Source organism: Hymenobacter persicinus, from assembly GCF_004167665.1.
In the GTDB taxonomy this organism is placed as follows: Bacteria; Bacteroidota; Bacteroidia; order Cytophagales; family Hymenobacteraceae; genus Hymenobacter; species Hymenobacter persicinus.
In genome coordinates, this window is the sequence record NZ_SEWE01000071.1 from 1 (window position 1) to 14,310 (window position 14,310).

Genomic DNA, 14,310 nt, shown 5'->3' on the forward strand with positions numbered 1-14,310 from the left:
TCCGGGGAACTTTTTGTTTCGTAGGTGGCCCGGACCAGCTTGCTGGCCAGAATTTCTGCGCTGATTCTCCGTCTCTTTACCTACTGCACATGTTTACTTCTTTACCCAAATTGCTCGTTGGCCTGGGGGCCGCGACCCTGCTGCTCACTGGCTGCGCCAAGGATGATGACCTGGACCTCTCCATTGCCGGCGTCGCCGTGGCCACGGCCGACTTCCAGGAACTCGAGGATGCCGCCATCCGCGGGGGCGTGGTGACCACGCTGGCCAACAAAAACCCCAACGACCCCCAGGGCAACTTCACGGTGTTTGCGCCCACTAACGACGCCTTCGCCCGGCTCGGCCTGCGCACCGCTGCCGACTTGAACGCCCTGCAGCAGCCCTTTCTGACCAACACCCTGCTCTACCACGTGGCCAACGGCCTCGTCACCGGCGACGCGCTGCAGTATGGCAAGACCTCGGCCTCGGTCCTGGGGCCCAACCGCCGCTTCACCTTCCGCGGGGGCAGCATGTACGTCAACGGCTCCCGCATCCTGGCTACCGACGTGAAGGCCACCAACGGCCGGATTCACAGCATCGACAAGGTGCTGCTGGCCACTGGCGCCGACATCACCTCCTCGGCCGTGGCGTTGAGCACCTCCCAGGTGTTTGTGAAGCCCGAGCTGACCTACCTGGTGGCCGCTTTGCAGCTCTGCAAGCTCACCGACGCGCTGACCAAGACGCCCGGCAGCCCCGCCTTTACCGTGTTTGCCCCCACCGACCAGGCTTTTAAGAACCTGATGCAGGCCCTGGCTTTGCCCGTCACGACGCCCGCGGCCGACGTGCAGAGCATTGCCAACAAGGTCGGCGGGGTTGATGTGCTGGCCAAGGTGCTGCTCAACCACGTGGTGGCCGGCGCCAACGGCGACAAGTTCACCTCCGAGCTGCCCGAAAATGCGTCGCTCACCACCTTGGCCGATTCGCGCCTGCTCATGGGCCCGTTTGCTAATGGCCTGCTGACGGTGAAAGGCACCGGCAACACGGCGCCGGCCGCCATGGTCATCCCCGACGTGCAGTGCACCAACGGCGTAGTGCACGTCATCGACCAGGTGCTGCTGCCCTAATCCGGCGGGCGCACCAGCCAAAAATTAGGCGACTAAAAGTACTTACTCACCCAGTCGTAGCAGCCGTTCGGACAGATGGTTGCAACGGCTGGGCTTTATATCGTACTTTTCCGGTCTCTGCGCCGAAGCGTCATGCCGGGCTCGGGCGGAAAACGAAGAGTTTTAGCAGTTGCAACTATGAAAAAGTGTCTCGCCAGCCTGTTGGGAAGCTGGCTGATGGTAATGGTGGTAGCGGTGGCGGCAGTGGCCCAGACCGAGCCCGCCGCCCGCGTAAACCTGGAAGGCCAGTGGAAAGGGACCCTGGCGGTGCCCGGCGGCAGCCTGCCCATTAGTATTTCCGTGACCGAGCTGGCCGGTGGCAACCGCTTTGCCACCCTCGACGTGCCCATGCAGCGCATTGTGCGCTCCCCCATGGAAGTGCAGCAGCGCGGCGACACCCTCTTATTTGACGCCCAGGCGGTCGGTTGCCAGTTCGTGGCCCAGCGCTCCGCCGACGGCAAAGAGCTCCGGGGCACTTGGCAGCAGCCCGGCTACAAAACGCCCGTGACGCTCGCCTTTTCGGTGGCGCCCAAAGTAGATCCGAAGAACTTTAAATTTCCCCCGCCTTACCGCGTGGAGGAAGTGACGGTCACTAATCTGGCTGACAACACCCGCCTGAGCGGCACGCTAACCATCCCGGCCGGCGCTGGTCCGTTTCCGGCCGTGGTGCTGCTCTCCGACATTGGCCCCCAGGACCGCGACGGTACCGTGGGCACTTACCGTATGTACGGGGAGCTGGCCGACTACCTTACCCGCCAGGGCACGGCCGTCCTCCGCCTCGACGACCGGGGCGTGGGCCAGTCGGGCGGCGACAACGCGGCTACCACCACCGCGGCGCTGGTCCAGGATGCCCAGGCCAGCCTGAACTTTCTGCGCACCCGTCCCCTGATTGACTTCAACCACCTGGGCCTGATCGGGCACGGGGAGGGCGGCAACGTGGCCCTGCTCACCGCGGCCCAGCCCTTGCCGCCCAGCTTCGTGGTGGCGCTGGCCGCCTCGGGCGTAGTGGGACGGGAACAATTGGTGCTGCGCCAGGCCGAAGCCCGCCGTATCAGCAGCTCGGATACCACCGGCGGCGCGGCCTCCGGTCAGCAGCAGTTTCAGGACGACGTGCGTCGGCAGGCCGACAAGATGCGGGCCGAGGGCGCCAATTCGGCCCAGGTCGAAACCTTCCTCGACCAGCAGCGCATGCGCCAGCGGGCCGAAGACAAAAAGCAGCTCGACGTGGTGCTGAAGCAGCAGCGGGCCATGCTCGAAATCATCCGCCAGACCGCCAACAACGCCCAGGCTCAGGCCATTGTGGCCAACATGCTCCAGCAGTTTACGCCCGGTTTGGGGCAGTCGGCGGCCCAGACCAGCGCCGCCCAGATGACCACGCCCTGGTTCCGCTACTTCCTCGAGTTCGACCCACAGGCCGAGCTGGTCAAAGTGCAGTGCCCGGTGCTGCTGCTCAATGGCACGCTCGACTCCCAGGTTGGGGTCAGCAACCTGCCGCTGCTGGAGCGGGGCCTGCGCGCGAGCAAGCGGGTGGTGTCCCGCAAGCTGGTGGGCGTCAACCACCAGTTTCAGGCCCCCGAGCAAGAGTGGCCCCTGGTAGGTGGGCAGCCCAAGCCGGCCTTCTCTACCGCCGCCCAGGAGTCCATCCGCGACTTTGTTCGTCAGCAGCTGCCGAATTAGGACGGTGATGGGGCTGCCGCAACGGTTGTAGCTGACTGCCAGGGAAAAAATCCGGGCAATTAGGAGTCTTTCTAGGGCAAAATGGTATCTTGCCTCTATGAAACGCCTCGCACTTGCCTTGTTGCTCGTTCTCGCTGCCCAGGCTAGCCAGGCCGATCCGCACGTTGGCTCCAGCACCAAGCCCAGCCTGGCGCCTTCCATCCGCATTCTGGATAAGAAGAACGGCTTCCGCGAAGTCACCCTCGGCGCCGATATTCACACGTTTCGCAACCTGGTGCTCGAGCGCACCGACGCCAGCACCCAAACCACTTACTACACCCGGGCGTTCGAAAACCTGAAAGTGGGCAGCTTCCGGGTGACGGGCATCAGCTACGGCTTTTACAAGGACAAGCTTTGCTCCATCGAGGTGCGCACCATGGGCGACGCCAACTGCCGGGCCATCCACCAGTTTCTGCTCGACGAGTACGGGCAGGGCCAGCGCCTGGCTTCCACCAAGAGCGAATATTGGATTGGGCAGCAGGTGAGCCTGCGCTACACCGAAGTGCCCCAGGGCTACGCCACGGTTATGCTGTCCAGCAAGTCTTTGATGGACCAGCGCATGGCTGAGCGCAAGCTGCCGGCTTTCGGCACGGCCTGAAGTTAGGGTAGCCCAGCGCAGGGTTTCGGCAGCTACTGCCGCACTAGTTTCGAGCCCCCGTCAGCAGTAGCTGGCGGGGGCTCGTGTTTTTCCCGGTTCTGATTACGGACGAAGACCGGTATGCCTACTGACGACAAGCTGAAGCCATTGACATGATGCAGTATAGGTAAGGGGTTGAAGCTAAAGTATATAGTATTGTTTTGCTCCAATGGCAGCCAGTGTCAATAGATGAGCTATTTGTGACTGATTCCCATGAATATTTTTGCTTGTGAAAAATAAAGTGATATTTAATATTGTTTAAAGCATAAATATTGGTTTCTTTGTCTAAGAGCAATGCGTACTGTTGCCTCTTGGTCCGAATTACCTCCCATTGGTTGTGCTGATTACTTCCTGAATGCCCATGGAACGCTACAAACGCTACACCGACGCTTCCAGCTTTATCCTGCCCGTGGTGGATGTGCTGCTGATTTTTGCCTCCTTCCGCCTCGCCGGACGGCTGATTCTGCAGACCTGGCAGTTCACGGGGTACTTCCCGTTCTTCTTCGCCATTTTCGCTTTGCTGTGGTGGATTCTGTCGGGGCAGTTTGCCAATATCTACCGGGTCGACCGGCTCATTACCTACCCCGAGAAGCTGCTTTACCTGATGCGCACCTTCCTGCTCCACGCCTGCATTGTGCTGGTGGTGGTGCTGGTGCTGAAGATGTACTGGCTGCCGCTGCGCTACCTGTTTGCCGTCTATACCCTGGCCGTGACTACCGTGGTATGCGGCCGATTCTTGCTCACGTTTGGCTACCGCGCCTACCATCAGCACCTGGCCCGGCCCCACAGCCGCTTCGTTATCGTCGGGGCCGGGGAGAGCGGGCAGGAACTGTACCGCTTCCTGGTGTCGCACGACCCGGTAGGTAATCAGTTCGAGGGTTTCTTTGCCGACGAGCCCGTGCCGGCCACCCTGCGCCCCTTGGTGCGCGGCCCGCTCACGGAGCTCAAAGAGTACTGCCTGCAGATGCAGATTGACGAAATCTACTTCTCGCTGCCCCTGAATGAGCACAGCCTGATTGAGGAACTGTCGCAGTTTGCCGACGACCATTTCCTGTCCTTCCGCATCGTGCCCGACTTCCGCGGCACCGTGCGCAAAGACGTTAACGTGTATTACTACGACCATCTGCCGATTCTCACCATCCGCCACGAGCCCCTGCACATCCGCACCAACCAGGTGCTCAAGCGCCTCTTCGACGTGGCTTTTTCCTTGGCTGTTATCGGGCTGCTCTTTCCCATCGTGCTGCCGCTGCTGGCCTTATTGATCAAGCTGGATTCGCCGGGGCCGGTTTTCTTCAAACAGATGCGGCCCGGCAAGCGCAACCAGCTGTTTCCGTGCTTCAAGCTGCGCACCATGAGTGCCAGCCACGGGCACACCGAGCTGCAGGCCACCAAGTCAGACCCCCGCGTAACCCGGGTCGGCCGCTACCTGCGCAAGTATAACCTCGATGAGCTACCCCAGTTTTTCAACGTCTTCCTCGGCCACATGTCAGTGGTAGGGCCCCGGCCCAACATGATTTCTCAGCTTGAGGAGTACTCCAAACACATTCGCACCTACCAGATGCGCCACGCCGTTACGCCCGGCATCACGGGCTACGCTCAGGTAAACGGCTACCGCGGCGAAACCCGCGCCCCCCAGGCCATGAGCAAGCGGGTGGAGTACGATTTGAAATACCTGGAAAACTGGACCTTCGGCCTGGATATGAAGATCATCGGCCTCACGGTCTGGAACATGATCCGGGGCGAGAAAAACGCCTACTAGCCGCGGCGGGCTGATTTTGCCCACTGCCCGGCGCCATCCTGCCCGCCTCGCCCGCGGCATTGAATGCCGACGCCAGGCGGGCAGCTTTTCCGGTGTTGCATCACTATTCCCTTTTGCGGCTATGCTACCCAAGCGTCTTGTACTGGATTCCTGGATTTCAACCGGAACGTTCGCCGAATTCGTCGGTACTATCCTGGACATGGGCGCGGCCCGCACTTCGGCTTACGTCTGCTGCGCCAACGTGCACATGCTGGTCGAGGCCCACCAGCACCCCGATTTCCGGCGTCTACTCGATGAAGCTTCCTTGGTAGTGCCCGATGGCAGCCCCGTGGCGGCGGCCGTGGGCTGGTTTCACGGCCTGCGCCAGTCGCGCGTGGCGGGCATGGATTTGCTGCCGGCCCTGCTGGCCGAAGCCGCCCGGCGGGAGCAGTCGGTGTACTTCTACGGGACCACCGACGAAGTACTGACGGCCATGGTGGCTCGGGCCCGGCACGAGCATCCCGGGCTGCGCATTGCCGGCGCGTATTCGCCGCCCTTCCGGGAGCTCACGCCCGAAGAAGACGCCGCCGAAACGGCCGCCATCAACGCCGCCGACCCCGACCTGCTGTTTGTGGCCCTGGGCTGCCCGCGGCAGGAGCGCTGGATGGCCGAGCACCGCGGCCGGATCCGCAGCTGCATGCTGGGGGTGGGGCAGGCCTTTCCGGTGTATGCCGGCCTGGAGCCCCGGCTGCCTTTATGGGCTCGTAAGCTCTGGTTGGAATGGGCTTACCGTCTGTGGCTGGAGCCCCGCCGGCTGTGGCGCCGCTACCTGCACACCAATACCCGCTTTGTGTATCTGATAAGCCGCCGCGCCCTGGCCTACCGGGTAGGCCGCCCGCATATTCCGGCCTGAACCGCCTTAGCAGCCTGTTCAGCTGACTTAAGCATTTTCTGGCTTTAGTTATGTATGTACAAGTAATAATTCTGTTAAAGCCGATTGTAATCGGTTTATGGACAACTGTGTTTCTTTTAGTGCACAATACCAATCAATTTTTGTCTTTATTAAAAATATTTTAATAAAAATTATTGATAACATTATAATATAGTCTATATTTCAGCAACCAAGTACTCTGCGGCAGCCAAGTTCTGCTACGCTGACTCGTCTTCTCTTCTCTCTTCTTTTTGCCTTCGATTCAACTAATACTTGCTCTATGAAAGCAGTTATTCTGGCGGGCGGCTACGGCACCCGCATCAGTGAGGAAAGTGGCGTTCGGCCCAAGCCAATGGTCGAAGTGGGCGGCCGCCCAATCCTGTGGCACATCATGAAGATCTACGCCCACCATGGCATCCGGGACTTTGTGATCTGCTGCGGCTACAAGGGCCATATGATCAAGCAGTACTTCTCCGACTATTTCCTGCACAACTCCGACGTGACCTTCCGCATGGACCGCAACGAGATGCAGATTCACCGCAGCAACGCCGAGCCCTGGACCGTGACGCTGGTTGATACCGGCCAGGAAACCATGACTGGGGGCCGCCTGCGCCGGGTGCGCGAGCATCTGGCCGACAACGAGCCCTTCTGCCTGACCTACGGCGACGGGGTGGGGGATGTCGATATCCGGGCCGCCATTGAGTACCACCAGCAGCAGGGCGCTACCGCCACGCTGACTGCCGTGCGCCAGCCCGGCCGCTTTGGGGTATTTTCCCTCACCGACGAGGCCAGCCGCATTGCCAGCTTCACCGAAAAGCCCGAGGGCGGCGAGACGCCCTGGATCAACGGCGGCTTCTTCGTGCTCGAGCCCGAGGTGTTCGACTACATCGAGGATGACACCACGGTGTGGGAAAAGGCCCCGCTGGAGCGCCTGGCGGCCGAAGGCAAGCTGGCTGCCTACCGCCACACCGGCTTTTGGCAGCCCATGGATACCCTGCGCGACCGGAACATGCTCGAGGAACTCTGGGGCGCCGGCAAAGCCCGCTGGAAGGTGTGGGACAATGCCCCGGTGGCCGCGCCCGACCCGGTACTGACCGAAATCATGACTTCGGCCGTGACGGCCCCGGCCGGGCAACGGGTGGCCGCCCCCACGCTGCTGCCCAGAGACTAACCCTGACTGTTTCCGTGCTTTTCCCAACCCTCACTTTCTGACTTCCAGCGTATGCAGCGCATTCTGATTACCGGCAATATGGGCTACGTAGGGCCCGGCGTAGTTCGCCACCTGCGCCGCGAGTTTCCGCAGGCCGAGCTTATCGGCTACGACATGGCCTTTTTCGCCCACTGCCTGACCGGCGCGGCGCGCTTGCCCGAAGGTCGCCTGGACCGCCAGCTGTTTGGCGACGTGCGTACCCTGCCCGCCGCGCTGTTGCAGGGCGTGGACGCCGTGGTGCACCTGGCCGCCATTTCCAACGACCCGATGGGGCAGACTTACGAGGATGTAACGCTGCAGATAAACCACCAAGCTGGCATTCTGCTGGCCCACCGCGCCAAGGCCGCCGGCGTCAAGTCGTTCGTGTTTGCCAGCTCCTGCAGCATCTACGGGGCTGGGGGCGAAGGCGCCAAAACCGAGCAGTCGGCGCTGAATCCGCTGACGGCCTACGCCCGCTCCAAGGTGTTCAGCGAAGAAGACCTGGCCCCGCTGGCCGACGAGAACTTCCGGGTGACCTGCCTGCGCTTCGCCACGGCCTGCGGCTGGAGCGACCGGCTGCGGCTGGATCTGGTTGTGAACGACTTCGTGGCTGGTGCCGTGGCTACGGGCCGCATCAGCATTTTGAGCGACGGCACACCCTGGCGCCCCCTGATTCACGTGCAGGACATGGCCCGGGCCATTGAGTGGGCCATTGGCCGACCCGCCAGCTGCGGGGGGGCATTTCTGGCTATCAACGCCGGCTCGGAAGAGTGGAACTACCAGGTGCGCGACCTGGCCCATGCCATTGCCGCCGCCATTCCCGGTACCGAGGTACAGCTCAACCCCAGCGCCCCGCCCGACAAACGCTCCTACCGCGTCGACTTCAGCCTGTTCCGGCAGCTGGCGCCCGACCACCAGCCCCGGCGCACGCTCACCGATACCATCACGGAGCTGCACGAAGGCCTGCTGGGCATGAACTTCCGCGACCCCGAATTCCGCTCGTCCCAGCTCATGCGCCTGCGGGTGCTCACAGCCCTGCGCGAGTCGGGGCAGCTGGACGCCGACCTGCGCTGGTGCGCCGACCAGGCCGCCGCGCCAACGCCGGTGCGCGAGTCGGCTCCGGCCGAGCTGGCCTTGTCGTAACCGCTGCGCTTCCAACCTGCATTCACTTTTCCACCACCGCAACCACTCACTGCTATGATTTTCACCGAAACCGAACTGGCGGGTGCCTTTATTATCGACGTGGACCGCATGTCCGATGAGCGCGGCTTCTTTGCCCGCTCCTGGTGCACCGATGAGTTTGCCGCCCACGGCATTCTGATGCCGCCGCTGCAGGCCAACGTGTCGTCGAACCCCCAGCGCGGCACCCTGCGCGGCATGCACTACCAGCTGGCGCCCTACGAGGAAACCAAGCTGATCCGCTGCACCCACGGGGCCATCTACGACGTGATTGTGGATTTGCGGGAGGAGTCGCCGACCTACGGACAGTGGCTGGGCGTGGAGCTGACGGCGTCCAGCTTCCGGATGCTGTTTGTGCCGGCCCGCTTCGCCCACGGCTTTATCACTCTCACCGACAACACCGACGTGTGCTACCAGGTGTCGGCCAAGTACGCGCCCGGCTCGGAGCGGGGCCTGCGCTGGAACGACCCGGCCATCAACATTCAGTGGCCGATACAGCCCACGCTGGTGTCGGCCAAAGACCAGAATCACCCGGATTTTCAGCTGCTGGTGCCGGCCCCGGAAGGCCAGCTCAGCGTCTAGCTACGCCCTATTCTGCCCAGCTCCGCCCCACTTTCCCTCACTTGCTTTCCGCAACTCTATGCTCATCATCGATACTGCGCTGGCCGAACGGCAGCGTCTTGGTCAGTCCATCCGCGTCGCCATGGTCGGCGCCGGCTTCATGGGGCGCGGCGTCGCGCTGCAAATCTGCCGCTACGTGCCCGGCATGGTGCTCGTGGCCATTGCCAACCGCACGCTTTCCCAGGCCCGCCGGGCCTATGAGGAAGCCGGGGAAATGACGGCCCGCGAAGTCAGCTCGGTGCTGGAGCTCGAAACCTGCGTGGAACGGGGGCAGCCCGCCATAACTGAAGACGCGCTGCTGCTCAGCCGCGCCGCCGGTATCGACGCCATCATTGAAGTCACGGGCGCCGTGGAGCACGGGGCCCACGTGGTGCTCGAAGCCATTCGCCACGGCAAGCACGTGGTGCTGCTCAACGCCGAGCTCGACGGTACGGTGGGCGCCATCCTGAAAGTATATGCCGACCGCGCCGGAGTGGTCTACACCGTTTCGGACGGGGACCAGCCGGGCGTGACCCTGAATCTGGCCCGCTTCGTGAAAGGGCTGGGCGTGAAGCCCGTGCTCTGCGGCAACATCAAGGGCCTGCACGACCCGTACCGCAACCCGACAACCCAGGAGGGCTTTGCCCGGCAGTGGGGCCAGAACCCGAGCATGGTCACCAGCTTCGCCGACGGCAGCAAAATCAGCTTCGAGCAGGCCGTCATTGCCAATGCCCTGGGCATGGAAGTGGCCCAGCGCGGGATGCTGGGCCCCACCGTGGCGCCGGGCACGCCCATCAGTAAGGCCGCCGAGTGGTACCCGCAGGAATTGCTGCTCAGCGGCGGCCCCGGCATCGTCGACTACGTGGTGGGAGCGGAGCCCGGGCCCGGCGTGTTTATCCTGGGTACTCACGACGACCCCATCCAGCAGCATTACCTTAAGCTCTACAAGCTCGGCCCCGGCCCGCTCTATTGCTTCTATACGCCCTACCACCTCTGCCACTTCGAAACGCCGACGTCGGTGGCCCGGGCCGTGCTGTTTCGGGATGCCGCCCTGGCCCCGCTGGGCGCCCCGTGCGTGGAAGTCGTGACGGCCGCCAAGATTCCGCTCAAGGCCGGCGCAACGCTCGACGGCATCGGGCACTACATGACCTACGGCCTAGCTGAAAACTACGGCGTGGCCCGGGAGCAGAACTTGCTGCCGCTGGGCGTGGCCGAGGGCTGCCAGCTGCGCCACGACGTGCCCAAAGACCAGGTGCTGACCTACGACGACGTGATTCTGCCCGAAGGCCGGCTTATCGACAAGCTGCGCCGGGAGCAGGAAGCCTATTTCGGCCCGGTTGCTGCCAGCGCCCGGCCCGTCGAGGCCGAGTCGGCAGTGGCCCTGGCCACCAGCTGACCCGTCCCCGACGGCCTGCCTCATTTGAACGACCCTACCTCTGCTGACCACACACATGAACTCCGACCAGATTACCCTGCTGGAATACGCCGGTGCCGACCGGCGGACGCCGCTGATTCCCACCCCCCGGCCTCCACTGCCCGAGGAAGGTCCGCTGCGCGATGCGCCCCGCGCCCCGGCCGTAGCGGCCGTGCCGCAGCTGCGCGCCGCCCTGGGCAAGCCCGGGGGCCGCATGACGGTGCTGGTGCTGGAAAGCAACTACCGCCTCACCGGGGCCGTGCTGTTTTGCCTGAGCCGGCAGAAGGGCGTGGTCATTCACGTCTTGTCGCGCGATGCGCGGAGTCCGTTTCGCTTTTCGAGCTACGTGCGCGGTCACCACTGCCTGCCGCCCGATAAGTCGGAGGCGGAATTTCTGGCCTACGCCCGGCAGGTGGCGGCCGCGGTGCACGCGGAGGTGTTTTTGCCTATCGACGTGGCCGGCATGCGCTTCACCATTGCCCACCGCCAGGAGCTGGCCTCCTTTCTGCGCGTGCTGCCCCTGCCCGAGGCAGCCGCCTACGAAATTGCCACCGACAAAAGCAAGCTGGGCGCCTTTATGCAGGAGCGCGGCATCCCGGCCCCCGACACCATCCTGGACGTGCGCCACAACCTGGCCGCCCAGCTGGAGAACTTCCAGTTTCCGGTGCTGCTCAAGCCCGTCGACGGCATCGGAGGGGGCGGCATCGAGCTGTTTCAGGACCGCGCTTCGCTAATGCAGGCTGTGGCCGCCCTGCCCGCCGGGAGCAACTACATCATCCAGAACTGCATTGAGGGCTACGATATCGACTGCAACGTGCTCTACCAGGATGGGAAGCTGCTGGCCTACTCGATTCAGAAGGGCTTGCTGCCGGCCGTTTCCGCGTACGCGCCCACCGAGGCTATCGAGTTTGTGCGCAATGAGGCCGTGCTCGATGTGGTGCACCGGGTGATGTCGGCGCTGCGCTGGAGCGGCGTGGCCCACCTCGACTTGCGCTACGACGCCCGGACCCGGCAGATGAAGGTCATTGAAATCAACACCCGGTTCTGGCTCACGGTGGTGGGCTCGGCGGTGCGGGCCAACATGAACTTCCCCGTGCTGGCCTGCCAGGCCGCGCTGGGGCAGCGGGTGGCCCCAGTCTCCTTCAGCCTGGGCCGCTACATTCCTTTTCCCAACTTTATCCGCTACAAGCTGCGGGGCCGTCGCCCCGACACTATTCCGTTTTCCCTGCGCGACACGTCGGTGCTGGGCTGGCTCGGCGACCCGCTGCCCAAGCTCTACCGAATGTTTAACAGCCGCTAACACCTGACTTCGGCCCCGCCAGCCAATTGGGCAGCGGGGCCGATTCAGCTTTTGACTAGGTTAAATTTAAATAGGGTATTGATTAAATTTTTTATAAAAAATATTGAATTAGTTTAAAAATATATCCGAAATTTACTCTTGCTGCTGAGCGTCGGATAGTGTACCGGAATACCTAGATCCGACTGCGGCTCAGCGTTGCCCCCGCCCTGGTTGTCCCCTTACCACCGTTCCTTAAGCTTATTGTCAGGGCTTAGGGCTTTGCGTTTTGGGTTACCTGACCCAAGCCATACGCCCTGCCGCCGCGGCCACCGCGGCCGAAACCAGCTGACTACGCAAGACTCGCCGCGCCGCTACCGGTGGCGCCGGTCGATGCTGGCCCCCGACGCGGCGGCCGGCCCGGCAGCGGCGCCATCCTATGGGGGTGGGCCCCGGCCCCAGGCTCCTTCTGACGGACAGGATTGGTACACATGTAAAGGCGGAGAAAATGAAAAACCGAGCTACAGCGCTTTTATGGCTGTTTATGACCATTTTTTGCCGGCCCCTGGCCGCGCAGGCCCCCCCCAGCGGGTTCACTTCCACGCTGGTATCGGGAGGGTGGAACGAGGCCGTCGGGCTGGCCTTCAATAAGACCGGCTCCAAAATGTTCGTCTGGGAACGGCCGGGCCGGGTGTGGGTGGTAGAAAACGGCCAGCGCCGCCAGCTGCTCGACATCAGTGAGGAAGTCGGGGGCTGGGAAGACCACGGCCTGCTGGGCTTCGCCCTGGACCCCAACTTCGACACCAACGGCTACTTCTACCTGCTCTACGTCGTCGACCGGCACTACCTAATGAACTTCGGGACGGCGGCCTATAATCCGGCCACCAACGACTATTTCAGCGCCACCATCGGTCGGCTGACTCGCTACACGGCCACCAGCCCGACCGGCACCTGCACCGTCAACGCCAGTTCGCGCAAGATTCTGCTCGGCGCGACCAAGTCGACGGGCATCCCGTCGACCTTCAACGGGCACGTGACCAACACCCTGCTCTTCGGCACCGACGGCACCCTGCTCGTCTCGACCGGCGACGGGGCCCACCCGTATCCCGACTACGGCAACTACAACGCCAGTTACGCCGCCCAGGCCCTGGCCGACGGCATCATCACAAGCAAGGAAAACGTGGGTTCGTACCGGGCGCAGCTGGTCAATTGCCTGAGCGGCAAAATACTGCGCATCGACCCGGCCACCGGCGCCGGCATTCCCAGCAACCCGTTCTACGACTCGACCAACCCCAACGCCCCGCGCTCCAAGGTGTGGGCCCTGGGCTGCCGCAATCCGTTTCGGATGACGCTGAAGCCCGGTACGGGCAGCACCGACCGCACCGTGGGCAACCCCGGCACGCTCTACATCGGCGACGTGGGCGCAGCCAGCTGGGAGGAGACCCACGTGGTGGACAAGCCCCGGCAGAACCTGGGCTGGCCCCTGTTTGAGGGCCTGACGCCCTACGACGCTTTTGCCACTCAGAACACCTACAACCAGGACGCGCCGAACCCACAGTACGGCATCGGGGGCTGCACCCAGCAGTACTTCTACTTCCGCGACCTGATCAAGCAGGCCACGCCCACCGGTACGGCCACTTTTACGAATCCCTGCGACAACACGAAGACCATCCCGACCTCGGTGCCCACGTTCGTGCACAACCGGCCCCTGATTGACTGGGCCCACGGCACGGGGCCTTCGCGCACCGGAATTTTCAGCGGCTCCACAGCCTCCACCATCAACATCGGGGCGGCTGGCTCGCCGGTGTCGGGGCCGCAGTTTGGGGGCAGCTCGTCGTCGGGCGGCGTTTTTTATCCTTACACCGACTTCCCGGCGGCCTACCAGAATACCTACTTTTTCGGCGACTACGTGGGCGGCTGGATCCGGAGTATGACCGTGGACGCCACCAACAAGCCCTCGGCCGTGCGCGACTTCGTCAACAGCGGGGCCGTGGTGGTGGCCATGGCGGTGAGTCCGGCCGAAACCGGGCTGTTTTACGTGAACTTCTACCCGTCCGAAATCCGCAAAATCACCTACAACACCACCGGCAATGCCCCGCCCGTGGCCGTGGCCTCACTTAATAAGGCCTACGGCCCGAGTCCCCTGGCCGTGCAGTTTACCGGCAGCGCCTCCTCCGACCCCGACGGGCAGCCGCTGACCTACCTGTGGAATTTTGGCGACGGAACTCCCACCAGCACGGCCGTGAACCCCACGCACACGTTTACCACGGCTACCTCGGCGCCCACCAAGTTCACCGTCATGCTCACCGTGAAGGACTCCCAGGGCAGCACCAACCAGACGTCGCTCACGGTGTCGGTCAATAACACGCCGCCCCAGGTGACCATCGTCAGCCCGGCCGTGGGCACGCGCTACCCGATGTCCGGCAACTCGACCTACAACCTGCAGGCCACCGTGACGGACTCCGAGCAAACCAGCGCCGGGCTCAGCTAC

The 14,310-nt window shown here is 63.2% G+C and carries 11 protein-coding genes; all 11 read left to right on the plus strand.

What is annotated here, in order from left to right:
- The first annotated feature begins 89 nt into the window (after nt 1–89).
- Nucleotides 90–1,100, plus strand: coding sequence for a fasciclin domain-containing protein (locus EWM57_RS19935; RefSeq protein ID WP_129923065.1), 1,011 nt, complete (start codon nt 90–92; stop codon nt 1,098–1,100).
- Nucleotides 1,101–1,277: 177 nt separating this feature from the next.
- Entirely contained in the window at nt 1,278–2,816 is a 1,539-nt protein-coding gene (locus EWM57_RS19940; RefSeq protein ID WP_165370587.1) for an alpha/beta hydrolase family protein, read from the plus strand.
- A 97-nt stretch (nt 2,817–2,913) separates the two neighbouring features.
- Nucleotides 2,914–3,453, plus strand: coding sequence for a hypothetical protein (locus EWM57_RS19945; protein ID WP_129923067.1), 540 nt, complete (start codon nt 2,914–2,916; stop codon nt 3,451–3,453).
- Between the two features lie 400 nt (nt 3,454–3,853).
- Complete coding sequence (locus EWM57_RS19950; protein WP_129923068.1) at nt 3,854–5,251, plus strand: exopolysaccharide biosynthesis polyprenyl glycosylphosphotransferase; 1,398 nt, start codon at nt 3,854–3,856, stop codon at nt 5,249–5,251.
- Nucleotides 5,252–5,372: 121 nt separating this feature from the next.
- Complete coding sequence (locus tag EWM57_RS19955; protein ID WP_129923069.1) at nt 5,373–6,143, plus strand: WecB/TagA/CpsF family glycosyltransferase; 771 nt, start codon at nt 5,373–5,375, stop codon at nt 6,141–6,143.
- Nucleotides 6,144–6,441: 298 nt separating this feature from the next.
- Nucleotides 6,442–7,332 carry a glucose-1-phosphate cytidylyltransferase gene (gene rfbF / locus EWM57_RS19960; RefSeq protein WP_129923070.1) on the plus strand — a complete coding sequence of 297 codons (891 nt, stop codon included), beginning with the start codon at nt 6,442–6,444 and terminating at the stop codon, nt 7,330–7,332.
- Nucleotides 7,333–7,383: 51 nt separating this feature from the next.
- On the plus strand, nt 7,384–8,493 hold the full coding sequence (locus tag EWM57_RS19965) for an NAD-dependent epimerase/dehydratase family protein (RefSeq protein WP_129923071.1): 1,110 nt from the start codon (nt 7,384–7,386) through the stop codon (nt 8,491–8,493).
- 54 nt (nt 8,494–8,547) lie between these two features.
- On the plus strand, nt 8,548–9,111 hold the full coding sequence (gene rfbC, locus EWM57_RS19970) for a dTDP-4-dehydrorhamnose 3,5-epimerase (RefSeq protein WP_129923072.1): 564 nt from the start codon (nt 8,548–8,550) through the stop codon (nt 9,109–9,111).
- Between the two features lie 58 nt (nt 9,112–9,169).
- Nucleotides 9,170–10,525, plus strand: coding sequence for an NAD(P)H-dependent oxidoreductase (locus EWM57_RS19975; RefSeq protein WP_129923073.1), 1,356 nt, complete (start codon nt 9,170–9,172; stop codon nt 10,523–10,525).
- Between the two features lie 55 nt (nt 10,526–10,580).
- On the plus strand, nt 10,581–11,843 hold the full coding sequence (locus tag EWM57_RS19980) for a carboxylate--amine ligase (RefSeq protein WP_129923074.1): 1,263 nt from the start codon (nt 10,581–10,583) through the stop codon (nt 11,841–11,843).
- Nucleotides 11,844–12,363: 520 nt separating this feature from the next.
- Nucleotides 12,364–14,310: PQQ-dependent sugar dehydrogenase (locus EWM57_RS19985; RefSeq protein ID WP_165370588.1), on the plus strand; the 1,947-nt coding region annotated here is incomplete at its 3' end.